This window comes from uncultured Roseibium sp. (genome assembly GCF_947499295.1).
In the GTDB taxonomy this organism is placed as follows: Bacteria; Pseudomonadota; Alphaproteobacteria; order Rhizobiales; family Stappiaceae; genus Roseibium.
Genome location: NZ_CANMNP010000001.1, coordinates 230,889 through 255,049 on the forward strand (window position 1 = coordinate 230,889; position 24,161 = coordinate 255,049).

At 55.0% G+C, this 24,161-nt stretch carries 24 protein-coding genes; 9 read left to right on the forward strand and 15 right to left on the reverse strand.

What is annotated here, in order from left to right; genetic code table 11:
• Positions 1–101: 101 nt before the first annotated feature.
• The 4 genes from Q0835_RS01060 to Q0835_RS01075 form a co-directional block, all read right to left on the reverse strand.
• Positions 102–851, reverse strand: a complete 750-nt coding sequence (locus tag Q0835_RS01060) for an SDR family oxidoreductase (RefSeq protein WP_298957895.1) — start codon at positions 849–851, stop codon at positions 102–104.
• A 100-nt stretch (positions 852–951) separates the two neighbouring features.
• Complete coding sequence (locus Q0835_RS01065) at positions 952–1,737, reverse strand: phosphatidylcholine/phosphatidylserine synthase (RefSeq protein ID WP_366142321.1); 786 nt, start codon at positions 1,735–1,737, stop codon at positions 952–954.
• Between the two features lie 95 nt (positions 1,738–1,832).
• Positions 1,833–2,537, reverse strand: a complete 705-nt coding sequence (locus tag Q0835_RS01070) for a phosphatidylserine decarboxylase (protein ID WP_298814546.1) — start codon at positions 2,535–2,537, stop codon at positions 1,833–1,835.
• Between the two features lie 141 nt (positions 2,538–2,678).
• The gene (locus Q0835_RS01075) at positions 2,679–3,629 is read right to left on the reverse strand and encodes a LysR family transcriptional regulator (RefSeq protein ID WP_298957899.1); all 951 of its coding nucleotides are present in this window, start codon (positions 3,627–3,629) and stop codon (positions 2,679–2,681) included.
• 96 nt (positions 3,630–3,725) lie between these two features.
• On the opposite strand from Q0835_RS01075, the gene Q0835_RS01080 reads away from it, so the two are divergent.
• Complete coding sequence (locus Q0835_RS01080; RefSeq protein ID WP_298957901.1) at positions 3,726–3,914, forward strand: hypothetical protein; 189 nt, start codon at positions 3,726–3,728, stop codon at positions 3,912–3,914.
• A 229-nt stretch (positions 3,915–4,143) separates the two neighbouring features.
• Positions 4,144–4,329 carry a hypothetical protein gene (locus Q0835_RS01085; protein ID WP_298814554.1) on the forward strand — a complete coding sequence of 62 codons (186 nt, stop codon included), beginning with the start codon at positions 4,144–4,146 and terminating at the stop codon, positions 4,327–4,329.
• A gap of 41 nt (positions 4,330–4,370) precedes the next feature.
• On the opposite strand, the gene Q0835_RS01090 is transcribed toward Q0835_RS01085, so the two are convergent.
• The 3 genes from Q0835_RS01090 to Q0835_RS01100 all read right to left on the reverse strand — a co-directional run bounded on the left by Q0835_RS01090 (position 4,371) and on the right by Q0835_RS01100 (position 8,577).
• Positions 4,371–6,254: an ABC transporter ATP-binding protein/permease gene (locus Q0835_RS01090; protein WP_298958585.1), complete on the reverse strand. Its 1,884-nt coding sequence runs from the start codon at positions 6,252–6,254 to the stop codon at positions 4,371–4,373.
• A 112-nt stretch (positions 6,255–6,366) separates the two neighbouring features.
• On the reverse strand, positions 6,367–6,762 hold the full coding sequence (locus tag Q0835_RS01095; protein WP_298957902.1) for a metalloregulator ArsR/SmtB family transcription factor: 396 nt from the start codon (positions 6,760–6,762) through the stop codon (positions 6,367–6,369).
• Positions 6,763–6,903: 141 nt separating this feature from the next.
• Positions 6,904–8,577 carry a LysM peptidoglycan-binding domain-containing protein gene (locus tag Q0835_RS01100; protein ID WP_298957903.1) on the reverse strand — a complete coding sequence of 558 codons (1,674 nt, stop codon included), beginning with the start codon at positions 8,575–8,577 and terminating at the stop codon, positions 6,904–6,906.
• Between the two features lie 216 nt (positions 8,578–8,793).
• On the opposite strand from Q0835_RS01100, the gene Q0835_RS01105 reads away from it, so the two are divergent.
• Positions 8,794–9,411, forward strand: coding sequence for a TIGR00730 family Rossman fold protein (locus Q0835_RS01105; protein ID WP_298957905.1), 618 nt, complete (start codon positions 8,794–8,796; stop codon positions 9,409–9,411).
• 123 nt (positions 9,412–9,534) lie between these two features.
• A complete protein-coding gene (locus Q0835_RS01110; RefSeq protein ID WP_298814564.1) occupies positions 9,535–10,788 on the forward strand; it encodes a diguanylate cyclase in 1,254 nt (417 codons plus the stop codon).
• A gap of 23 nt (positions 10,789–10,811) precedes the next feature.
• On the opposite strand, the gene rarD is transcribed toward Q0835_RS01110, so the two are convergent.
• From rarD to cysS, 5 genes are read right to left on the reverse strand one after another with little or no spacing between them, the layout of a single operon-like run.
• A complete protein-coding gene (gene rarD, locus Q0835_RS01115) occupies positions 10,812–11,723 on the reverse strand; it encodes an EamA family transporter RarD (protein ID WP_298814566.1) in 912 nt (303 codons plus the stop codon).
• Between the two features lie 36 nt (positions 11,724–11,759).
• Positions 11,760–13,358 carry a citramalate synthase gene (gene cimA, locus Q0835_RS01120; protein WP_298957907.1) on the reverse strand — a complete coding sequence of 533 codons (1,599 nt, stop codon included), beginning with the start codon at positions 13,356–13,358 and terminating at the stop codon, positions 11,760–11,762.
• Positions 13,359–13,390: 32 nt separating this feature from the next.
• A complete protein-coding gene (locus Q0835_RS01125) occupies positions 13,391–13,885 on the reverse strand; it encodes a GFA family protein (protein WP_298957908.1) in 495 nt (164 codons plus the stop codon).
• Positions 13,882–14,379, reverse strand: a complete 498-nt coding sequence (locus Q0835_RS01130; RefSeq protein ID WP_298957909.1) for a GFA family protein — start codon at positions 14,377–14,379, stop codon at positions 13,882–13,884. The genes Q0835_RS01125 and Q0835_RS01130 overlap by 4 nt, the downstream gene beginning before the upstream one ends.
• Positions 14,376–15,791, reverse strand: coding sequence for a cysteine--tRNA ligase (cysS, locus tag Q0835_RS01135; RefSeq protein WP_298957911.1), 1,416 nt, complete (start codon positions 15,789–15,791; stop codon positions 14,376–14,378). The genes Q0835_RS01130 and cysS overlap by 4 nt, the downstream gene beginning before the upstream one ends.
• 277 nt (positions 15,792–16,068) lie before the next feature.
• On the opposite strand from cysS, the gene Q0835_RS01140 reads away from it, so the two are divergent.
• From Q0835_RS01140 to Q0835_RS01150, 3 genes are all read left to right on the forward strand, one after another.
• Entirely contained in the window at positions 16,069–17,733 is a 1,665-nt protein-coding gene (locus Q0835_RS01140) for a L,D-transpeptidase family protein (RefSeq protein WP_298957913.1), read from the forward strand.
• Positions 17,734–17,872: 139 nt separating this feature from the next.
• Positions 17,873–18,061: a sugar transporter gene (locus Q0835_RS01145; protein ID WP_298814578.1), complete on the forward strand. Its 189-nt coding sequence runs from the start codon at positions 17,873–17,875 to the stop codon at positions 18,059–18,061.
• Positions 18,062–18,129: 68 nt separating this feature from the next.
• Positions 18,130–18,471: a metalloregulator ArsR/SmtB family transcription factor gene (locus Q0835_RS01150; protein WP_298814580.1), complete on the forward strand. Its 342-nt coding sequence runs from the start codon at positions 18,130–18,132 to the stop codon at positions 18,469–18,471.
• Positions 18,472–18,499: 28 nt separating this feature from the next.
• On the opposite strand, the gene Q0835_RS01155 is transcribed toward Q0835_RS01150, so the two are convergent.
• Together Q0835_RS01155 and Q0835_RS01160 are read right to left on the reverse strand one after the other, a co-directional pair.
• Entirely contained in the window at positions 18,500–19,015 is a 516-nt protein-coding gene (locus Q0835_RS01155) for a CreA family protein (RefSeq protein ID WP_298814582.1), read from the reverse strand.
• Between the two features lie 129 nt (positions 19,016–19,144).
• The gene (locus Q0835_RS01160; RefSeq protein ID WP_298957914.1) at positions 19,145–20,374 is read right to left on the reverse strand and encodes an MBL fold metallo-hydrolase; all 1,230 of its coding nucleotides are present in this window, start codon (positions 20,372–20,374) and stop codon (positions 19,145–19,147) included.
• Positions 20,375–20,744: 370 nt separating this feature from the next.
• On the opposite strand from Q0835_RS01160, the gene Q0835_RS01165 reads away from it, so the two are divergent.
• Together Q0835_RS01165 and Q0835_RS01170 are read left to right on the forward strand one after the other, a co-directional pair.
• Positions 20,745–21,275 (forward strand): MarR family transcriptional regulator, encoded by a 531-nt coding sequence (locus tag Q0835_RS01165; RefSeq protein WP_298957916.1) that lies wholly within the window; start codon positions 20,745–20,747, stop codon positions 21,273–21,275.
• A gap of 104 nt (positions 21,276–21,379) precedes the next feature.
• Positions 21,380–22,720, forward strand: coding sequence for a DUF2865 domain-containing protein (locus tag Q0835_RS01170; protein WP_298957918.1), 1,341 nt, complete (start codon positions 21,380–21,382; stop codon positions 22,718–22,720).
• On the opposite strand, the gene gltX is transcribed toward Q0835_RS01170, so the two are convergent.
• On the reverse strand, positions 22,683–24,044 hold the full coding sequence (gene gltX / locus Q0835_RS01175) for a glutamate--tRNA ligase (protein WP_298957920.1): 1,362 nt from the start codon (positions 24,042–24,044) through the stop codon (positions 22,683–22,685). The genes Q0835_RS01170 and gltX overlap by 38 nt on opposite strands.
• Positions 24,045–24,161: the final 117 nt, after the last annotated feature.

A 24,161-nucleotide genomic window follows, 5' to 3' on the forward strand; every position in this document is an offset into this window, starting at 1 on the left:
ATGGCAACGGTCACGCCTGTTTCTCGATTTTGGCCATGCTGAGCACCACAGAGAGCCTCAGCACAACCTTGTCTTCAACGCCAGCCCGTTGCCAATTTCCTTTATGCCTTGGTGATCGAGTTGCCGCCGTCACACAGCATTGCGGAGCCGGTTACGAACGAACCGGCATCGGAAAGCAGGAACATGGCCGCATTGGCAATCTCTTCAGGCTTCGCCATGCGTTTCAGCGCGTGCAATCCGGCGACATAGTCATGAAATGCCGGATCATCCCCTGCCATTTCGGTGCGTGTTCCGCCGGGTAGAAGCGCGTTGACTCTGATATTGTCGGGGCCATGTTCCACGCCCAAGACCTGCGTCAACCCGACCAATCCGGCTTTTGATGCTGCGTAGGCAGCCATGCCCGGCAATCCAATCGTGTGGCCCACAAAGGATGAGGTAAAGACAATTGCGCCGCCACCGCGGGTCTTCAAGGCCGGTATCTGATGCTTGGCGAGCAGGAAGGCGCTGGTGAGATTTGTGTCCATCACCTGCTGCCAGCTGGTGAGGCTCATTTCGGGAACGGGGCCCATGTCGCCAAGCATTCCGGCATTGTTAAAGGCACCGTCCAGACCACCGAACTTTTCGACGGCCATTGACACCGCCGCTGATGCAAAATCCGGGTCAGACACATCACCAGCCAATATTTCCACCTTGCCGGCGGCATCTGGTATCGACGTCCTCACCTCTTCCAACTTCTGCTTGCGACGCGCCGTTAGAACCAGATTTGCGCCAGACACGGCAAACAAACCCGCTGCTGCAGCGCCAATTCCGCTGCTGGCACCTGTGATCAGTATTGTTTTTTCATGCAACATTTTTAGCTCCTCATTTGAACGAGGCGCTTTAAGTGAACTGGTTTTTAAGACGTTGAAACCCGATTTGCGAGATCCGAAACCGGCCGCTGACTATTGGTGGTCAGCCACCGTGATCCTTATCCCGGTCTGCTATATTGTCGAGGTCGGTATCGCACTCATCACCATCGTCAACGAGGTGCATCGATGCATCCGCAAGAACCAGCTTTCTGTGTGCGCGCCAGGAAAACGGGATCGTGAGGAGATAAAGAACCGCCCCGCCGGCTAGCATGCGGAATGGATAGCTGACTGTCAGGGCCACGACCAGGACGGCGAAAACAAACAGGGGCAAAACGTAGTCTCGGCGGACGCGTGTTCCGAGCGTTTTGCCCGAATAGGTCGGCAGTCTGCTGATCAGCAAAAACCCAATGCAGATTGTATAAGCGGCGACGAACGCAGCGTCGGCAAACCAGTGCGGAAACAGTCCGAGAAAGTCCAGATAAAGAGGCAGGAGAACCGTCAACGCCCCTGCCGGCGCTGGAACACCGGTAAAAAAACGCGATGCCCAGGCTGGCTTGTCGGGATCGTCAAGCGCGACGTTGAACCTTGCCAGGCGAAGGGCAGCTGAAATCGCGAAGATAAGCGCAGAAATCCAGCCGAGGTTTCCCGCGTCTTTGAGTATCCAAAGATAGAGCATCAGCGCAGGCGTTACGCCGAAATTGACGAAATCCGACAGAGAATCCAGTTCCGCGCCAAACCGGCTGGTTCCCTTCATCATGCGCGCGACGCGTCCGTCCAGTCCATCAAGCACCGCCGCCACCAGCACGGCCCCGACCGCGAATTCCCAACGACCTTCGAAAGCCATACGCACAGCCGTCAGTCCGGAACACAGTGCGAGCAGCGTCACCATGTTCGGTACAATCAGACGCAATGGAACGCGGCGGAAACGCGGCGCAGAGCGGTTCTGGTCGGTGTCTGTTTCGGGGGCCTCGGTCACGTCTGGCCTCAGTTTACTCTGGTCAGCGTTTGTGCGGCTTCTTGCGGAACACTTAGGTCCGCCAGAACCGTTTCACCGGCTATCATCGTTTGTCCGAGCGCCACTTTCGGCTGCGTGTCCGCCGGGAAATAAACATCCAGACGGGATCCGAAGCGGATCAGTCCAAAACGCTCACCCGTGTTGAGCGTTTCCCCTTCCCGCACGAAACACACGATCCGGCGAGCAACAAGTCCTGCAATCTGGACCACGCCAATACGGGTGTTTCCGGTCTCAATGACCAGCCCGTTTCTCTCGTTGTCTTCACTGGCTTTGTCCAACTCGGCATTTAAAAACTTACCTGCCCGGTAGGCCACTCGGGTGATCTTGCCACCGATAGGCGCGCGGTTCACATGGCAGTTGAAAACATTCATGAAAATGGAGACGCGCATCAGGGGTTCGTTGCCGAGCTCCAGCTCAGCCGGCGGGCGCACCAAACCGACAAGGCTCACCACCCCGTCAGCCGGGGAAATGACCAACCCCTCGCGCACCGGCGTGACCCGCTTGGGATCGCGGAAAAAGTAGCAAACCCATCCTGTGAAAAAGAGCCCGATCCAGAACAGCGGATCGATAAACCATCCAACAACCAGAGTTGCGACCAGTGCAATGGCAACGAACGGCCACCCTTCGCGGTGGATCGGAACCATGGACTTGGTAACGCTATCAACAATCGACATTTTACATCCGCTTCACTGAACAGGCTTTTCGGGACCTGGCTTTATCGGCAACTCATCCCCTATTGATATGCACCTGTTGCGCTTCTCTTTCCCCGCTTCTAGAGGCTTTTTTCTACCAAGAGAACCGGCAAATCCCGTTATTCATTCGAATCTTGCCGGTCTCTCCCCAAGACTTGCGGCTGACGGAAGCTTGTAATCGGTCTCCCAATAAGGCGGTTTGCCATATTTTCCGATCAGGAAGTCCACAAAAGCCGTCACTTTCGGCGGAACAAACTGACTGGGTGGATAGACCGCCCAGATCGCGCCCGTTCGGGCGATCGAGTAGTCTTCCATGACAGCAACCAGCCGTCCATCGCGCAAGTCTTCCCAAACGTGCGCAAGTGATTTCAGACTGAGGCCAAGTCCGTGGATAGCGGCATCATAGGTCAGGTCTCCGCTATCCCCCTTGATCACCGGCTTTTTCAACTCGAACGCCATTTCGCCTTCAGGGCCGTTGAAATACCAGATGGGTACGGATGCCATGCTGATACAGTCGTGATTGGCAAGATCTTCCGGTGTGCTGGGGACGCCCTTGCGGGCCAGATAGTCTGGCGAGGCGCAAAGAGCCCTCGGATTGCCGCCCAGGCGTCGTGCAAGAAGGGAAGAATCGGCAAGTGGTGCCCCGCGAACCGCAATGTCGTAGCCTTCGTCGACGACATTCACCATACGGTCCGAAATGTCCATTTCGAGTTGGATGTCCGGATATAGCGACCGAAACTCCACCAGATGAGGCAGGATATGTTTTCTGCCGAAAAAGGTGTTGCAGGAGATCCGCAGCGACCCGCGAGGCGCTTCATTGGAAGCCTCAAGTATCGTTTTGGCCTGATCGATTTCTCCAACAGCCGCGCGCGCATGTTCCAACAACACGCGGCCCGCTTCTGTTAAAGTTGTCTTTCGCGTTGTTCTTGCAAACAACTGAGCACCAAAGACTTTTTCAAGCCCGGTCAGCCTTGTGCTGGCTGCAGATGGTGATAGTCCGATTTCCCGGCCTGCACTGGCCATGCTGCCAAGCTCAGCAATGCGAATAAAGAATTTCAGATCTTCCAGTCTCATTATTCGACTTTATAGAATAATAATTTCTATTCAAGCCATATTCTTCCAAAGATCGCAACATGAAATAACAGTCTCACCAACACGAAGGAGACCACCATGTTGCACACAGGCGATATCTACGAAATCAGGGCACGCGCTGCCCGGAGTGAAGGACTGCGGCAGTTGGCGATTGCTCTGACCGGTTTTCTCGTTCGTGCAAAAGGCAAGAAAACAAACAGAGCCGGCACATCACTGAATTTGGAGAATGCGAATGACAGCGTATTCGAGTTCAAGCGCGCGGCGTGAGCGCATGAAATTGGCTTCGCTCCGACATTAAACGGCCAGTTTCGATGCAACCGACCAGGCGGAAGAAGCACTAAAACCAACGCATGCTTGATACTTGAATATGCGCACAGGTAGCCAGGTGCCCCAATCAATTATTCGATCTTCTGGAACAAAACCTTCCAGAGAAGCCCAATTCTCCCAACTTTCTCAATGTGAAATACAGGGTAACAGACACACAAAGGAGACCATCATGTTGCACACAGGCGATAGTTACGAACTCCGCGCGCGTTCGATCCGCAATCAGGAACTGCGCCGTTTGGCAGGTGTTGTCTCGCGCTTCTTGTTCCGGTCCACTTCTTCGAAACACGCCCAAAAGCGCTTCGAAGGTTTGCAAGGCGCAAACGACCTCAATGTGGAAATCCACCGCGCAGCCTAATTGCTGCGCGGCTGCCCCTGCCATGCATTGCCGCCATTTCTCTATTTCGCTGGAATGTAGTCCGCAGTCTTGCCCCGGGTCACGACACCAAGATCGTCTTGCTCCCGCGCAGCGCGCAGCCGCTCCTCAGCTTCATCCGCCTCTCTCTGACGTGCCCACATGGAAGCGTAGAGACCGCCCTTTTCCAGAAGCTCCATGTGGGTGCCACGCTCTGCAATCTCACCGGCCTCAAGCACAATAATCTGATCGGCATTGACGACCGTCGACAGACGGTGCGCAATCACAAGCGTGGTTCTGTTTTTGGAAACCTGATCCAATGCCGACTGGATTTCCCGTTCCGTGTGGGTGTCCAGCGCAGAGGTCGCCTCATCCAGGATCAGAATTGGCGGTGACTTCAGAATTGTGCGGGCGATGGCAACACGTTGTTTTTCTCCGCCGGACAGTTTCAGTCCCCGCTCGCCAACCTCCGAGTCATACCCTTTCGGCAGTTTCTCGATGAAGTCATGGATCTGGGCCATGCGGGCAGCCTCCTTGACATCCTCTTCACTCGCGCCCGGCCTGCCGTATCGAATGTTGTAGGCAATCGTATCGTTGAAAAGCACGGTGTCCTGAGGAACCATGCCGATCGCATGGCGGACACTTTCCTGAGTGACATTGCGAACGTCTTGCCCGTCAATCTCAACAGAGCCACCAGTCACGTCATAAAAACGGAACAACAACCTGGAAATTGTCGACTTACCTGCTCCGGAAGGTCCGACGATAGCCACGCTCTTCCCGGCAGGAACTTCGAAATCAATACCCTTCAGGATCGGGCGGTCGGCATCGTAGTGGAACCTGACGTCCTTGAAGACAATTTTGCCCTCAACTGCCGAGAGCGGTGCAGCGTCAGGCTGATCCTTGATTTCAGCCGGAACAAGAAGAAGATCGAACATGGTTTCGATATCCGCCAGTCCCTGTCGAATTTCGCGATAGAGGAAGCCTATGAAATTGAGCGGAATGGAAATTTGCATCAACAGGGCGTTGATAAGAACAAAGTCACCTATGTTCTGTTCGCCGGCCAGAACGGCCTGCGCCGAGAGCGCCATGCAGACCGCCATGCCGATACCAAGGATGACGGCCTGTCCGAGGTTGAGCCAGGCAAGCGATGTCCATGTCTTGGTTGCCGCCGCTTCGTATCTGGCCATGGAAACATCAAAGCGTTCGGACTCCATCTTCTCATTTCCGAAATACTTGACTGTTTCGAAATTCAAGAGACTGTCGATCGCCTTGGAATTGGCTTCCGTGTCGCTTTCGTTCATTTCGCGGCGAATGCCGATACGCCAGTTGGTACATTTGACCGTGAACCAGACATAGGCTGCGATCATGACTGCCACAACGACAACATAGAAAAAGCCGAACTGGTACCAGATCACCGCTGCCATAATCGCGAATTCAAGGATGGTCGGCAGTCCGTTCAAGATCGTGAAACGAACTATGGACTCAATCCCCTTCACCCCGCGCTCAATGACGCGGCTGAGCCCGCCTGTCCTGCGCGAAAGGTGATACCGCAGCGAAAGCTGGTGCAAATGGCGGAACGTCAGATTCGCAAGCTCTCGCACGGCGTGCTGACCAACCCGCGCAAACAAGGCGTCCCGAAGCTGGTTAAAGGCAACAGATAGAATTCTCGCAGCATTATAGGCAAGAACAAGCATGACCGGCGCAACAAGAAATGCCGGAAGATCCGCCACCTCCCCTGTCAGTGCGTCGGTTGCCCAGGCGAAGAAATAGGGAGATAGCACAGTAACGAATTTTGCGATGATCAGCGCAAAGACCGCCAGTAATACGCGCTTTTTCAGATCAGGCCGGTCTGAAGGCCAGATAAAGGGCCAGAGATTGGCCAGTGTTGTAAGCGTGCTGCCCTCATCGGCATTGACCGCCTTGCGGATTTTGGGCTGGTCTGACTGGCTGCCTGCAGCCGCACCAGATGACTTGTGCGGCGAGGTGGCTGATTGATCTGTCACAAATTTTCTCCGGGTCGCGGTTGCGACCGTTCTTTATTTATTCGCCGGCGGAGCTCGCCGGGTCCTTGGTCGCGGGCGCCTGGTCGGACTGAACCGCATTAAGACAGGTCCAGAAGTCTTGTGAGCACCTCTCGGCCTGCGCGAGCTTGTCCCAATTCAAGATGTAATGACAGTTTCTGCCACGGGTGTCGCATGTCAGCAGGCCAACATCCTTCAGGACCTGCAAATGCTGGGAAACGGTGGACTGAGCCAGCGGCAGATGATCCACGATCTCGCCACAACAGGCTTCATTTCGAACGGCAAGCTGCTTGATAATCGCAAGGCGCGCGGGATGCCCCAGCGCGCGAAAAATTCCGGCAAGGTCCTCGCAGCTTTGCAAGCACGCGCGCGATGCTTCAAGGCAAGTTTTGGTTTTCACTTCCGTTTCGCTCATCGAGCATATCCCGGCTCACATCCGCGTGTTCCATCGTGAATATGCGATGAATGTATTCAAAAACAAGGCAGGAAACGAAAAAAGGCAGGAGAATGCTTTCCTCTCCCGCCTCTTATTACGTTTGCTTCAGGGCTGGATCACCTATCCGTTGCGCCCGTCGTCATCCGATCCATCGGACCAATTGAGATCGCCCTCAGGCGTCAGGAAGACCTGGCCAGGATAAATGAGGTCGGGATTGCGGATCTGGTCGGTGTTCGCCTTGTAAATCGTGGTGTAGCGAACACCATCACCATAGAGCCTACGCGAGATCCGCCAAAGGTTATCCCCTTTGCGGATGATGACCACAGGCAGCGACTTTTTCACTTGAGCACCCTGCCCGTCACCAGTATCGCCACTTCCGGTGGCCACAACCTTTGTCAGGACGATCTGCTTGTCTTCTTCCTTTTCGAAGGTCACCGCAGCGCGGGCGTCAACAGAACTGCCGTCGCCGGCAATCAGGTCCGCCCGAACTTCCACGTCACCCTCGGCGATGTTCTTGCTGCCCTGCACCAGCCATTTTCCACTGGAATTGACCTGGGCTTCACCCTGGAATTCGTCGCCAACATACACGCGGACTGAAGACCCTGGTTCGCCGGTGCCTGCGACATAAACCTTGTCTTTTTCAGATTCCACAGCTTCCACAGTTACCGTTGGAGCTGCTTGGCTCGGCGTCTCGGTTGCCGCTGAAGCAGCAACACTTGTTTCTGCTGGTGCTTTTTCCGATTTGCCCGCAATCGTACTTTGCGTTTCCGCCGTGACCGCGCCCTGGCTGTCTTGCTGAGAAGATGCAGCTGCTGTTTGCGTTTCCTCCGCTTTCACCTCGGGAGTTGCGTGATCGCCGCTTTCAGCGACAGCCGTTGTTTCTCCACTCGGCGCATCTGCGCTTTGGGCAGCAACCTGCGCTTTTCCATCTTCTGTAGCAGGAGCTGTTTCTTGCGATGCTGCAGCCGTCTGTTCTTCCGTGGCCTGCGATGAGGTCTCCGGTGCAGCTGACGCTGAAACGGCAACTTCCGCCGATGGATTTGAAGCTTCAGAGGACTTGGCTGAAACGTCTTCGCCAGCCGTTTCATTGGCAGCTGTTTCTGCCTCAACCGATGGCGTTTGACCCGTATCGGCCACTGAATCTTTTCCGGTAACCTGCGCGCTCGTGCTGGTCTGCGGCGCGGCGGCGATCACGGTTTCTGTTGCTGGTTTTTGGAGAACGTCTGAAGGACCATCGGGGGTATTCAAGACGACCAGTGGCTGTTCGTTTCCGCCTTCGGGAATGGAGACAGCCAACCTTTCAGTCGATTGCTCGACGGGCTGGCCCTTTTCGTCATGAACCTCTAGGCCAACATCATAGTCGCCCGGCTTGAGCGGTTCATCAAGAATAATTGTCCACTCGCCGGCCTCGTTGGCAATGCTTGTACCGACGACCTTGCCATTGGCCAGGAGAGCAACAATTGCACCGGCATCGGAACGACCTGCAACAACCGTTTCGCCGGTCGGCTCAACACCAACAACATCAAAGCTTGGCCCCTTTGGCGGTGTCCCACTTTCGACGTCCACACTCTTTTCGGCAGCCTTGGTCTCAACCGGACCGTCTGAGCCAGATGATTGCTGAAGCGATGAGACAGATTGCTCGTCCGTTTCTTGCGTGGCAGGTGCAGAAACAACTTCTGCAGGCTGCTGAAACGGCAACCGGCCGGTCTGGTTGTAAGTGTACCCGGTCACGACTGCGGCAACCCCGACCGGTACACCCACAATCAAAGTCCAGATCAATGTCAGCTTGTTCATTTTTTTTCCTGTCGGAAGCGCGAATTCTTGTCCGCGGCAATTCCGTGTCTGTTCCCTGCATCAGGCCCTGCGGCTTCAGCCACAGTCAGAAAAGTCCTGTCAGGGTCCATGCATAGCTGTTCTTTCAAAGCGCGGCAAGAAATCCCGCTTCAGAACCAAGGCCTTTCAAACAGAATGCTTGACCACATGGCAATCTGAATGCCACATCTTTGCGTCATGAATACGGTTTCTCAAAATCAGCTTAAGAGCGTCTGCGTTTATTGTGGTTCCAGCTTTGGTTCGGACCCGACTCACGAAGCAGCGGCAACCCGTCTTGGTCAGCTCATCGCCGACGCGGGGCTGCGTCTGGTCTACGGCGGCGGCTCGGTCGGCCTGATGGGCACGGTTGCAAAATCTGCGCTGGAGTCCGGCGGCGACGTCACCGGGATTATTCCAAAGTTCCTGGAAAAACGCGAAGTGATGCTGGACACGCTGGAAGACCTTGTCATCACCAGTGATATGCACGAGCGCAAGCATTTGATGTTCGAAAAATCGGATGCGTTCATTGCGCTACCAGGTGGGATCGGCACCTTGGAAGAAGCCGTGGAAATGATGACCTGGGCCCAGCTTGGTCAGCACCGCAAGCCCGTCGTCCTTGCGAATATCAACGGTTTCTGGTCACCACTTCTTGAACTGCTGGACCACATGCGTGCTCAGGGCTACATCCGTCCAGAAACCGAAGTCCCTTATCTGGTCGCCAAGAAGATAGAGGACATCTTGCCGTTGCTGCGCCAACAAGTTTCCGGCACCTCGCAGCAGGTATCAGATCACCTGGCCGACGTCAGAGAGTTGTGAACAAAGTAGTCAGGTAGAAAGATCTTTCTCCTGAGGTGATCGGAAAAACAACAACCGTATAAATTGCGGTTGGTGTCATTGAATAGTACCGTCCCGAAAGATTCGCTAGCAATAGGTCCTTCCATGCAAACGACCCTTTTGGTTGAAGACGCTTCGTTTTTTGAAAAAGCGATCGTTAAAAAACTGCACGAGGTCGGCAGAAACCAGATCATGGTGGCCCGAAACTATGCGGAAGCTGAAAGCTGCCTCAATCTGCCCATCGGCGAGCCGGACCTTGCCCTGGTCGATCTGACCTTGCCCGATGCACCTGATGGCGAGATCGTCGATCTTTGCGAAAAATGGAAAATTCCGACGATCGTCTTCACCAGCCGTTTCGATGCCAAAACCCGGAGCAAAATGCTGGAAAAGGGTGTGATCGACTATGTGTTGAAGGATTCACCGGGCAGTTTGAACTACGTTGCCGATCTGATCCGCAAACTTGCGAAGAACCCGAGCATCGGCATCCTGGTTCTCGATGATGCTGCGGTCGAACGCGATGCAATTTCCAAGATAGTCTCCAAACATCTTTACAAGGTCTATCAGGCCGGCTCCACGGATGAAGCCCTGGAGTGCCTGGCGGCCAATCCGGACATCAAGCTGGTCTTGGCCGACTATTTCATGCCGGACAAAGACGGATTTGCTTTTTTGAAAGCCTGCAGGCGGCTGCATGATGCTGAAAAAGTCGGCGTCATCGGCATGTCCTCATTTGCAAATCCGGACAATCGGGTTCGATTTTTGAAGTATGGCGCCGCTGACTTTGTCGACAAGAACTGTTCTCCGGAGGAACTGCTTCTCAGAGTGTCGCAAAATCTGGACTACATCTATCGCATTGAAGAACTGAACAACATGGCGATGCGCGATGCACTGACCGGGCTATACAACCGACGCTACCTGCTCGACGAAACAGCCAAAGTCATCAAGGGGTGGGCCGTGACCGAGGGCCGCAACCACTGGCTGGCCCTGCTGGATCTGGACTCCTTCAAGGACATCAATGATACCCTCGGCCACGATTTCGGGGACGCGGTCCTAAAGCGCTTTGCAGGTCACCTCGCCGAACTTACCAATGAAAACGACATTGTTGCCCGTCTGGGGGGCGATGAGTTCTGCATAGTCTTTTGCGACAGGTCGAGGGATGAAGTCGCTCAAAGTTTACAGGGGTTGCTTCAAACCATACAAATCGCGCCCGTCAAATTCGACGGTCAGGAACACAATATTCAAACAAGCATCGGAGCGTCGGTGCTTGAAGACGACAAATTCGACACCGCTCTCAAAACCGCAGATCTGAGGCTCTATACGGCCAAGAGAACCGGTCGCGGCCAGCTGGTAGCCGCAGACTGAGCAACAACAGGCGTGACCTGATCTCAATGCGCCTTTCGGTAACGATGCCAACTGTCAAAGGTAAAGACCACTAGCGCCACCCAGATGAGCGCAAAAGCCATCAGCTTTGTCGGGTCGAGTGGTTCGCCCCAAACATAGACTGCCATCAGAAAGTGCATGGATGGCGCCATATACTGCATCAAACCCAACATGAAGAGCGGCAAACGCCGAGCCGCAGATGAAAAGAAGATGAGCGGCAGAGCGGTGACAATACCGGTCCCTGCGAGTGCTGCGAGAACCGGCAGATCGTTCAGCACCAAGGCATCTTCACCCCAGCTGAGGCTCAAGAGAACATAGAGGCTCGCCAGCGGCATCAGCAAAAGCGTTTCCACGAACATCCCCGGCGTAGCCTTCACAGGCGTCACCTTGCGGACATAGCCATAACCGGCGAAGGAAAAAGCCAGAACCAGCGACACCCAGGGCAATCCGCCAGCAAGCACCGCCTGCATCAACACCGCCAGAGCTGCAATTCCAACGGCAATGCCCTGTCCTATCGAGAGGCGCTCATGAAGCACAACCAGACCGACGACGATGCTCACAAGGGGATTTATGAAATACCCGAGGGAAACGTCGAGAACCTGCTCGTTGGCAATCGCCCAGACGAACACGAGCCAGTTGACCGCAATAAAACTTGCCGAAGCGCACAAGCCCTTCAGCACATTGGGCTGTCTGAAAACCTCGCGCACTTCAGGCCAGCGGCCCCGCAGGTACAGATACAATCCGACAAACAGCACCGACCAAAGGATACGATGGGAGACGACAATGTCGGCAGGAACCGTGTCGGTCAGCTTGTAGTAAGCGGGAAAGAAGCCCCACATACCGTAAGCCGCAAAACCGAACATCAGTCCCCTGCGGAACTCCGCATGCGCTTCGGCGTCAGACACCGTCTGCGACATCAGATTGCCTTTCTGGCGCCTTGCCAGCGACGGACCTTAGTCAGACCCGTTTGCCTTTAAAAGCGCGAATGTGATGGAGTCGACAAGTGCCTGGAACGAGGCATCGACAATATTTGAAGAGACACCGATCGTGAACCAGCGGCGGTGGGATTTGGTATCATGGCTTTCAATGAGAACGCGCGTTACAGCGCCCGTTCCACCATTGAGAATCCTCACCTTGTAATCAATCAACTCCAGGCCCGCAATGTCCGACTGATACTTGCCGAGATCTTTGCGCAGAGCCATGTCCAGCGCATTGACCGGACCGTTTCCTTCGGCAACCGACATGCGGGTTTCGCCTTCAACATCCACTTTGACGACCGCCTCAGACACGGTGACCAGATCACCGATCGCGTTGAAACGGCGCTCGACCATCACCCGGAAGGAGTTCACGTCAAAAAAACGCGGGACTTCCCCCAATTCACGCCGGGCCAGCAGTTCAAAGGAAGCGTCGGCGGCCTCGTAGGCATACCCCTCCGCTTCCCGTTCCTTGACCAGAGCAAGCAGCCGGTCGAGCTTCGGATCGGCTTTGTCGACTTCAATGCCGACCCGGTTGAGTTCTCCCAGAAGATTGCTTTTACCGGCCTGGTCGGACACCAGAACGCGGCGCTGGTTACCGACGTTTTCAGGCGCAACATGTTCATAGGTCTGCGGATCTTTCAAAATCGCGGACGCATGGATACCGGCCTTGGTGGCAAAAGCCGTTTCGCCGACATAAGGAGCCTGTCGATCCGGGGACCGGTTCAGTATCTCGTCAAAGGCATGAGAGATGGCTGTGATCTCTTTCAGCTGCTCATCGCTGACACCCAGTTCGAAACGCTCATTGAATGCCGGCTTGAGCTTCAATGTCGGGATCAAAGTGATCAGGTTTGCGTTGCCGCAGCGCTCTCCGAGCCCGTTGAGCGTGCCCTGAACCTGACGAACGCCCGCATCAACAGCTGCCAGCGAATTGGCAACCGCGTGACCCGTATCATCGTGGGTGTGGATGCCGAGATGTGAGCCAGGCACGACATCCTGGACGCGCGCCACGATATGATAGACCTCATCCGGCAGGGTTCCGCCATTGGTGTCACAGAGTACTATCCAACGGGCACCGGCCTGATAAGCCGTGCGGGCGCAATCGATGGCGTAGTCCGGGTTGGACTTGTATCCATCGAAAAAATGCTCGCAATCGATCATGGCCTCTTTTCCTGCGGCCACGGCAGCGGTCACTGTTTCGTGGATCGAATCCAGGTTTTCCTCATTGGTGCACCCAAGCGCGACCTTGACGTGATAGTCCCAGGCCTTGGCAACAAAACAGCATGCATCCGATTTCGACGTCAGAATCTGCTGTAGACCAGGATCATTGGCGGCAGAACGCCCTGCCCGTTTGGTCATGCCGAACGCAGTGAAAATCGCCTTTTCCGTACGCTTTTCGCGAAAGAATTCCGTGTCGGTCGGATTGGCTCCCGGATAACCGCCTTCCAGATAGTCGACACCGAGGCGCTCAAGAAGTCCGGCAATCACAATCTTTTCGTTGACCGAAAAATCAATCCCGCTCGTCTGCGCTCCGTCGCGCAGCGTTGTGTCGAATAGATAAAGGCGATCCTTGGTCATATGCGTTTCCTACCCAGCGCGTTCGCTGCTTTTTATATGTTTTCCGTATGACCTGACTTAACCGGCGGCCAGGTTTCGGTGTCGTGATCAGGGTGCTGGTTCGACACGATCGAGGCCAGAAAGGCGAGTGCCTCAAAATCGTCTTCGGTCGTGCGTGCCGGAATGTCCGCCATGCGGTCAGTGAAGGGCAATTTGCCCTCGACCCCATATTGAATAACGGGTGCTATCGCTCCCGGGTCGTCAAATGCGCCTATAGCCAACGCTACCCCATCCGGGGCTTCATAGGTCAAAGGTGTGCCGCATTCACCACAAAACCCGCGTTTCACCGCGTTCGAGCTCTGGAACCGTTTCGGTTCCTGGCGTATCCAGCTGAGATCCTTTTCGTCCAGCACGCTGACGAGCGGACCGTAGAGCCCTCCGAAAGCCTTTTGACACATACGGCAATGACAAATGGACGCCATTCCCAGCTCGCCGGCAACGCGAAAGCGAACAGCGCCGCATTGGCAACCGCCGCTAAACCCGGTCATCGATGTCCCTCCGGCCAGGTTGTTGTGTCATGATCCGGGTGCTGGCAATTGGTCGATGAAACATCACTTGTGCCCCCTGGCAGGTCGTCGCGATTTGACACCGTTTCAGGGAGCGAGAAGAGTTTGTCATAGAAAGAAACGCGCCCCTCCACGCCGGATTGCTCAACCGGTGTGACGGCTCCGACATCGTCCAGGCTTCCATGGGTGAAGGAAATGACCGTGTCTCCCACTGTGTCGAACGCCAGCGGAGTGCCGCAGATGTTGCAAAAGGCGCGCCGGACAGGCTTGGAAGAATGAAACCAGGTCGGTTCTCCCCTGGTCCACTCGAAATCCTTTTTCTCTGTCCCTATCAACGGCAAAAAGAAATTACCCGACGCTTTTTGGCACATCCGGCAGTGGCACAGATGCGGATAGTCGGTTTTTCCGGTGACCCGGTAGCGCACCGCGCCGCACTGGCATCCGCCGCTGAGTGACTGATTTTCAACTACGCTCACCGCTTGACCTCCCATGTCGTAACCCGCTCGCCGGTTTCTGAGTCTTTTGAATCCTTTAGAAGAATTCCCTGAGACGTCAGTTCATCGCGGATCAGATCGGCTTCGGCCCAGTTCTTGGCCTTCAGTGCCTCCAAACGGCGATTTATGGATGACAGGATTGAAGTTTCATCAAATCCCGAGAGATCGACCTTGACTGGTGAAACACCAAGCAAGATCGCGGAGGCGGAATAGGCCTGCAGCTTGTCGGGGTTCCTTGAGGCTTCCTGCGCAAGCAAATGAAGTGCCTGAATGGCCGAGGCCGTGTTCAGATCGTCCAGCAGTGCATCGACGACCTCGTCGGCAGGCGGCGCATCGGTTTCAACGGGCTCCGGCCATTTTGACAACAGGTTCTCAGCCTCCTCGAGCTTGCGCTGCGAGAAGTCGATCGGCTCGCGGTAGTTGGTCATCAGCATGGCGAGGCGCAAAACTTCACCCGGCCAGCTCCGGCCGCCAAAACTTTCCGTTTCCAGAAGCTCCTGGATTGTGAAAAAGTTTCCCTCCGATTTGGACATCTTGCGGCCTTCGACCTGCAGGAAGCCGTTGTGCATCCAGTAATTGGCCATCAGGTCAGTGCCATGTGCGCAGCATGACTGCGCAATCTCGTTTTCATGGTGCGGGAAGATCAGATCGAGACCGCCACCGTGAATGTCGAAAACCTTGCCCAGGTGATGTTCGCTCATGACCGAGCATTCGATATGCCAGCCAGGCCGTCCCCTGCCCCAAGGGCTCTCCCAACCCGGCTCTTCCTCACTGGACAGCTTCCAGAGAACAAAATCCCCCGGGTTCTTCTTGTGCGCATCAACGGCGATGCGGGCACCGGCCATTTGCTCGTCCAGCTTGCGCTTGGAAAGACCGCCGTAGCTGTCCGTTGAAGAGGTATCAAAGAGGACTTCACCACCAGCCTGATAGGCATGCCCCTTGTCGATCAGAACGCCAATCATTTCGACCATTCCGTCGATATGCTGGGTCGCACGAGGCTCGAAGGTGGGTTCAAGAACGCCGAGCGCATCGATGTCCTTGTGATATTGATCCGTAGTTTTCTTGGTCACCTTCGCGATGGCTTCGTTCAAAGGCAAATCGGGATAGTCCCGCAGAGCCCTTGCATTGATCTTGTCGTCCACGTCGGTGATGTTGCGGACATATGTTACGTGGCTCTCGCCGTAGAGGTGGCGCAGCAGACGATAAAGCACGTCGAAGACAATGGCCGGACGTGCATTGCCGATATGAGCGAAATCGTAAACCGTCGGGCCGCAGACATAGAGCCGCACGTTGCCGTCATCGATCGCCCGGAAGTCTTCCTTCTTGCGCGTCAATGTATTGGTGAGCTTCAAGCCCTTGAAAGTGCCGGATTTCGCTGGTTCAGCGGCGCTCATGTCAAACGGTCTCCTGGCCGGCTGGCCGGGCGATCCGTCTCAGAGAAATTTTTGCCAAGAGGGAACGGCCACAGCCAGCGGTGTCGCTAGCTGCAAATAATGGTGATCGAAATGATGTTCCGTGTGGCCGTCATCATGGCCAGCTTTATGGACCGGAAATCGCGAGCCGGTCAAGGCAGCAAATGAGGTGGCCCGCCAAAACGTGAATACCGTAACGTTGGCGCATCACCTGACTTGTCTTAAACTGAGCGAACCGGGAATCAGAGGGGGTATTCCTTTGGAAAGCTTTTCATCATTTCGTTTTGTCTTCAAAGTCCTGATATTAGTTCTGGCTCTTAGCTTGCCGCACGGCGGTCAAGAGGCTCTTGCAAAGACCGAGGCACCGGCTGTCGAAGAGACGCAGATCGTCCCGCAGCCTCAGGTGCTCGATCCTCAAACGCCGATTGCCAAGGCGATCCAGTCCGCAATGTCAGATGATGACGAAGGCGGCCTGTTTTTCTATTACGGCGAACGTGCATTCGCTCCCGTCTGGTTCACGGAAAACGGGCTGACCGAGAATGCGCATCTCGTCATCGCTGCCATGGCCGAGGCCAATGACCATGCGCTCAATCCAAACAATTACGGCCCAATAGAATTCATCGAACGATCTGAAACCGCCCAGACAGCTGATGAATGGGCCGCGTTCGATTTGGACCTGTCCCGCCAGTTTCTGCGATACGCCACCCACTTGTCTTCCGGAAGGGTGCAGCCCAATGCAATCAACAAGGCGCTGAACCTGTTTCCAGACAAACCGGATGCCAAAAACCTTTTTGAGAATGCCGAGAAGGCAGTCGACTTCAGCGCTTTTCTGGAAGGCCTTGCGCCCCAGTCCGACAACTATGCCCGCTTGAAACGGCGGCTTGCCCAATATCGGGAAAAGGCCGCAAGTGGCGGTTTCACACAGGTCCCGGATGGTGAAGTGCTGAAACCGGGGATGCAGGATCCTCGTCTCGAAGCCCTTCAGCAAAGGTTGATCGAAGAGGATATTCCAGGCGCTGAAAATCACACCGGAGATCTATACGAAGGCGCGCTGGTGGAGGCGGTCAGAACCTTTCAGGAGTATCACGGACTTGATATGGATGGGGTCATCGGCAAGAGCACGCTAGCCAACCTCAACACCCCTATCCAGGAAAAACTGATCCAGATGGAACTCAACATGGAGCGCCGCCGCTGGATGCGGGACGATCTTGGCGAGTTCTATGTGTTTTCAAATCTAGCGGACCAGAACCTGAAGGTGGTGCGCAACGGAAAGACGATCCACACCGCCAGAGTTGTCGTGGGCAAGCCTTATCACGCCACTCCTGTCTTTTCCGACCAGCTGGAATATGTCGAGATCAACCCTTTCTGGAATGTGCCCTACTCCATCGCAACGAAGGAATACCTCCCCAAGCTGAAGCAGGACCCCTCAGCCCTGACCAGCAAGAAAATCAGGATATTCCGGGATGGAACTGAAATTGCCCCGACGCAAATTGCCTGGAACGGCTATTCGCGCGGCAATTTTCCGTTCCGACTGCGCCAGGACCCAGGCGATGGAAATGCTCTCGGCCGGATCAAGTTCATGTTCCCGAACCGGTTCAATATCTATATCCACGACACGCCGTCCAAATCCTTGTTCTCTCGGTCGGAGCGCGCGTTCAGCCACGGTTGCATCCGGGTCTCCAACCCGTTTGGGCTAGCCGACGTGCTTCTTGTCGATAGTGCCGTGAATCCGGGACACTGGGAAACAGTCAGAGACAGTGAAAAACGAACTGTCATCAAGCCCAAGGTGCCCATAGAAGTGCATCTGACCTATCTGACAGCATGGATGAACAAGGACGGGTCAACGCATTTCAGAAAGGACATCTATGAGCGGGACAAGGTTCTTCTGAAAGCGCTGCGAACAGCGATGACAAAGAACCTCTAAATGAGTAAACATCTGAAAACAAAAGATTAATTCAGCGTTTACGAAACTGAACGGTAGCTGAATGTGACACTCAGCATGGGTTCAAGGCCACAAGCCTAATCTCCAGTCAATCGATACGGATTGCCATCAGGAGATACCCATGTTGAACCGCCTCTTTGTCATAGTCTTTCTGGCCATTGTTTTTGGCGGCCCATTTGCAGCCATCGTCGTCATCACCGACGGCACCAAAGCTTTCGGTCAGGAAATGCAGCAGAAAAGCATGTGCTGGATGACAGGCACAGGTTGCGGAAACGGCAACATCATTGTCACGGTCGCCAGCCGTATTTAAAAGCGCCTGCACTGCTTTGGCCAAGCGCCTCACTTGCAGTGCGATCCTTTGTTTGGCAAGGTTACCTCATGGAATACAAGGCACTAGAAGAAAAAGCGGAATCTGCGGCGGAATTTCTAAAGATGATGGCATCCGCGCCGCGCCTGCTGCTGATGTGTCTGGTCCTGGAAGAGGAACGCTGCGTCAGCGATTTGGCTGAAAAAACCGGGTTGCGTATGCCTACGGTTTCACAGCAGTTGGCCTTATTGCGCGCACAGGGATTGGTGACAACGCGGCGCGAAGGAACAACGATTTACTATCGACTGGCAAGCGAACCGGTCAAAGACATCATGGCCATGCTGTACAAGCATTTTTGCGCCGATGCCGATCTTCCGGTCGCCAAGCATCTCGAAACGCTTGACGCGGACTGACCCGCGCCAAGGCCAATTGTTATCAAAATCAGTCGCTCAGGTAGTCACCGCAGTTTGGCGGCATTTGATCACCCCAGGGCATCAGCGGCACCGTCGAAGTGGAATTCTTCGGGCTACCTTCAATCAGCTTGTCTGAGTAGACCAGGTAGACCAGAACATTTCGCTTTGTGTCGCACCCCCGCACGATACGCATCTTCTTGAACATGAACGATCGACGCTGACGAAACATTTCCTCGCCCTGCTCGAAGTTTTCCTTGATCGTTACCGGCCCGACCTGGCGACAGGCCAGCGAAACATCGGAAACCTCTTCCGCAACACCCAGCCAGCCTGACACGCCCCCCTTCTCCGGAACCGTGAAATGGCAGGCAACGCCATCGACCAGTGGATCGTCGATTGCATAGGTTGCCAGCTTGTGATCCGGGGTCAAGAATTTCCAGACGGTCGATTTCTTGAAAATCAAATCGGGATCGTCGTCAGCGAACGCCAGGCCCGCACCGTGAACACAAACGGCCAGTGCAAAAGCGACGGCTGTCAAAAAACGCATTGATATTCTCCAGATCTTAGGAACGCCTCACATGTGGGGGCCTTACAATCATGATCAAGCGCTAGACAGAGAAAACGCGCGCTGGTCAAGCGCGCGTCAAACTCAAGAAGACCATATCTCTCGCTGAAATCAGCGAACTCCTTCCAGAACCTTTTCCTGGTTTTCACCATCACCTTGCCGCGATGCGACGGTTGTTTCATCGCCATCGTCGGCGATATCATCTGCAGTAAGGTCCAGATCTTCACCTTCGTCATCTTGCTCTGGTCCGGAGACCAGCGAAGCGGCAAAATCGGTGTCGGTGACAAGCTCAGACTGGCTGTCTTCGACTGTCTGATCCCCGTCGGCCTCATCGGACTGCGCTGCAACTGCCACCTGTTCATCGGAAGCTGCGTCGTCCGGCGTCGATTGAGATCCCCCCAAAGCATCAACCAAATCCGCACAACGCTCAAGGGTCCAGATTTGTGGTTGATCGAGCCCAAGCGCCTCATCATAGGCGCGTGCGACATTGAAAGGCAGGTGAAACTCAAAGTTCTCGCGCGACCCGAACTGAGGCTCCAGTGCGTCCTTGACGGCGAGATAAGTGTCCCGAAGACCGAGGCTCTGCTCCACACAGGCAGACGCTGCATCTCGAAGAGTAATGACGTAATCCCTCGTCATTTCTACGGCGGTCGCAACTGCCGGACCACCCTTGGCAGACTTTCCACGTCCGGGCATCAGAGCGTTCGGACGAAATGCGGTCACACGATCGAGCGCACGCGGCCAGTCCGTCAGATGAGCATCCCCGCAATAGGGAACACTTGTTTTTTGCACCAAATCGCCCGCAAATATGACTGAACTCTGCGGTACCCAGACAACCATATCGCCCATGGTGTGACCTCGGCCAAGGTGCATAAGACGAACTTCCATTCCGCCGAGGTCGATCGTCATTGAAGACGCAATCGTCATACTGGGCTGAATGACAGTGCTGTCTGCTGGAAGGTCTGAAAAAAGTGCCGAATCGCGGTCACACAACACACGGATATCATCGGATCCACGCGTATCGATCATCCGTCTTGTCAGGTCAGATGCAATGACATCCGCGGGCTCGAAAGCCGTTGCCCCAAGTGTGCTATCGGCATGAAAATGGGTCAGAACAACCTGCTTAATAGGCTTGTCCGTCAGTTCCCGTATTTTCTGGAGTACTTTTTCGGCAAGAGCAGGTGTTGCCTGTGGATCCACGACAAGAACGCCGCGTTCACCAATGATCACACCTGTGTTGGAACAACCGTCGGCGCCAAAAGCATAGCAGCCTTTTCCCAGTTCCTCGAACCGGTCATTTTTTCCCGGAACAGTCTCGGAAGGGTTCCTGATTTCCACCATAGCGGCCTCGCTTTCCTGCCAGCTGAGTGTCGGCGCTTGCGGATTTCCCGCATCCGATCTTGCGCTTTAACTATTGACTGTAGCGTCTCAGCTTACGTCTCTGATTCGCAATTTCGCCCCCACCAAATCCTTAACTATTCCCTCTTTATCAACAGATAGCTCCACGCATTTGCCGCAATTTCACTTCGATTGCGCAAGCTCTCCGCCACACTTGCTTACGCAACTTGTAATTTTCTGAAGAAGCTTCGAGTGTCTTTGCCGAAAACTTCAATTGATTATACTTGCTAGACACAGAAAATGGCCGGATCACGGCAGACCAATTCTGGCCGCGAAACAGGCTTAACGAAATTCGCAGGACGATATCGCGATCATGTCAGAACAATCGAAGCAACCCCAGCATGATCCAGGCCCGGATGGCGCGGAACACCGGGTCCTGAAGTTGCGGCACTTCATGCCCTACCGTCTCAATCACCTTGCCGAGACGGTTAGCCGATCTTTTTCAAAGATTTATGCGGACAAGTATGGGATCGGGATTCCGGAGTGGCGCGTGCTGGCCACACTTGGCGAACACGGGTCCATGGCAGCCCGGGATATCGGCCGCGAAACCTCAATGCACAAGACCAAGGTCAGCAGGGCCGTTTCTTCGCTCGCCGAGAAGGGGTTTCTGGAGCGCAACAGAAGCCTTGATGATCAAAGGGAACAATCGTTGCATCTGAGCAAAGATGGGTTGGCTCTTTATGAAGACATCGTCCCCAAGGCACTTTCCTATTCAGAAGATCTTCTCGATGCGTTGACTGAAGACCAGCAGGCCATGCTGGAGGATATTCTCGACCGGCTCGCGCGCGCCGCTGACCCGACTTCTATGGACCGAAGATCGGTCAAAAACCGTCGCCAGCATTAACCTAACGTGAGAGCTTTCGTTGCTATTGATTGATGTTGCAGTGATAGTGTTGCCTTAGGCAATAGCCGACACGGCGTGGTGTTGAACGCTGCTGGGGATGGGTCATGAGACTTTGCCGAAACGCCAAGTCCGGAAGTATTTTGCGCACGCTTATTGTGTGCGCAGCCTTTGTCCTGCCCGCACACGATGCAATAGCGGCCAGCTGCGCCAGCTTGAAATCAGAGCTGCGCCGGCTGGAGTCCGGCTCGGGCAACCAGAGCACCACAGCACGGAAATGGAGCGCTGCGAAGCAACAGCAGCAAAATGCGATTTCCGCAGCCGAACGCGACGCGCGTTATTTCAACTGTGCTCGAGGCAATAACCCCAACTGCGCTGGTTTGAACAGCAAGATCAAGCGCATGAAGGCCAATCTGGCCAAGATCGACAGGCAACTTGCCAGGTCTGGCGGAGGTTCGGCGAAGAACACGAATCGCATTCGGCAAATCAAGGCCTCACTCGCCAAGTGCAATCGACCCACCAATTCTCACGAAGCCAACAGAAACACGAATACCGGCGAAGACAAACCCCGCAACCTGTTTTCGCGCTTGTTCAACCCGCAGACAAGAGCCGAACCTGTTGCGGCCCATTCTGGCGACCGCGACATCCGTGCCGTACGCCGCAAGACGAGCACCAACCAGAGACGCACGCACTTTCCAACAGGCGGCACATTCCGCACGTTGTGTGTTCGAACCTGCGACGGGTATTTCTTTCCGGTCAGCTTTTCGACAGGAAAGAACCAGTTTGTGAATGATCAGGCCCGCTGCTCTGAGATCTGTCCTGCCGCTGAAACGGAACTTTACGTTTATCGAAATCCGGGCGGTGACCAGGCGCAAATGATGTCATTGGCAGGCGATCTTTATGCCGATCAGCCCTTCGCGCACCGATACAAGTCGGAATATGTCGAGGGCTGCAGTTGCCGTGCGACCGGACAAGCCAAAACGCCCTCGTCCTGGACAGAATTGTCCAGCGGGTCCGGCAATCGCATATTTTTGTCGGACATCAGTGCGGGTCTTCCGCGCCGCACATTACAGCCGAGCCGTGGCGGAACCTTTGAGGAAGACGAGAACGCTCCCTCTCCGTTTGCCCGCACACCACTGCGTCGCGCGCACCTGCCACGCTATGAAGATCCGGACACTCTTTTCAATCTGGAAAAGGGTTTTGATGTTACAGTTTCACTTGGTCGTCTGTCTGACACACAAGGTGCGGCTGGCAACGAGTTGGCCAAGGTCACCCAAAGCAAGGACGGGCTGCCTGTACTCTCCATACGCGCGCGTCTCGGCGAAGACGATGAAGGAGACAGCTCTTCGCCAGTGTTCAGAACACATGACGACGGTTTCCGACCGGCTCAGGACAGTCGCAAGGATGCCGTTAGGGTAGTCGGTCCAGAATATTTTGTCGCCCAATAAGCGGCAGCAAGGCCTTCATGTCTGGACCGTGATCCATCCCTGTCAGCACGCGGCGGAGCGGCATAAAAAGTCCACGTCCCTTCCGGCCTGTTTCCGCTTTCAAGGCTGACGTCCATGCACCCCAGCTGTCTTGCGTGATGTCGCCGTCAGGCAGGAACTCTTTTGCCTTCGCAATGAAGTCAACATCATCATCTTCAACCCGGCTTTCGACAGGACCGACAACGACCTGCCAATAGTGGCGGGCATCCCCGACTGTTTCACAGTTTCCGCGCACAGTTTCCCAAAAATCTGCACTTGGGCGAATACCCAGGTTGGCCAATCGGTCCTTCACAGCCTCAAACGGCAGTTCGTGGACCAGTCTGGCATTCAGGCCCTTCAGCTCCTCCAGATCGAATTTCGCGGAAGACTTCGACACGCTGGTGAGATCGAACTTCTCAACAAGCGCTGCCATTGTCGGGACTGGCTCAACTGCCTGGCTGGTGCCGGTCAGGACTGCAAGAGACGCAACGGCCATCGGTTCCAGGCCTTCCTCTCGCAGTGAACCGATTGACAGAGCGCCTTTTCGCTTCGACAGGCCTTCACCATCCTGTGTGGTCAACAGATTATGGTGACCGAATATCGGAGGTTCGGCATTCAATGCCTTGAAAATTGCTATCTGAACAGCGGTGTTCGAAATATGGTCTTCGCCTCTGAGAATGTGGGAGACGCCCATATCGATATCGTCGACGATGGATGTGAACGTATAAAGGTAAGAGCCGTCTGCGCGGATCAGAACCGGGTCGGACATGGAAGCAAGGTCAACAGCCTGATCACCTCTGCACAGGTCTGACCATGCAACATCGGTCCGCCTGGTTGAGAACGGGTCACCATCGAAGTTCGGCAACAGGAAACGCCAATGCGCCTTGCGCCCTCCGGCTTCCAGGGCTGCGCGTTCTTCAGCGCTCAGTTTCAGTCCAGACCGGTCATAAACTGGTGGCCTGCCGAGTGCGCGTTGCCGTGAACGCCTGCGTTCCAGTTCGTCCGGCGTTTCGTAACAAGGATAAAGGAGGCCGGCATCCCTCAGCCTTTGAGCAGATACATCGTAAGTCGTCAGGCGATCAGACTGTCGCTCAATGCGGTCTGGATCTATGCCGAGCCACCTCAGGTCCTTTTCAATCGACTGCGCATATTCCTGCTTCGATCGCACCGTGTCGGTATCGTCAAAGCGCAATATGAACTGACCACCCATCTTTTGAGCGAAGAGCCAATTGTAGAGGGCGGGACGGCTGTTGCCGATGTGGATGTGGCCAGTCGGTGACGGCGCAAAACGAACAGTTACAGTCATGCCGACTGAGTTAGCTTGGCAGCTTCCCTGCGGCAACCCCTAACTGGTGCAAGCCACATAAATGAGACCTTTGCGGCATCGTCGGATGGCAACCAATTCGGTGAGTATCGGGCAAGC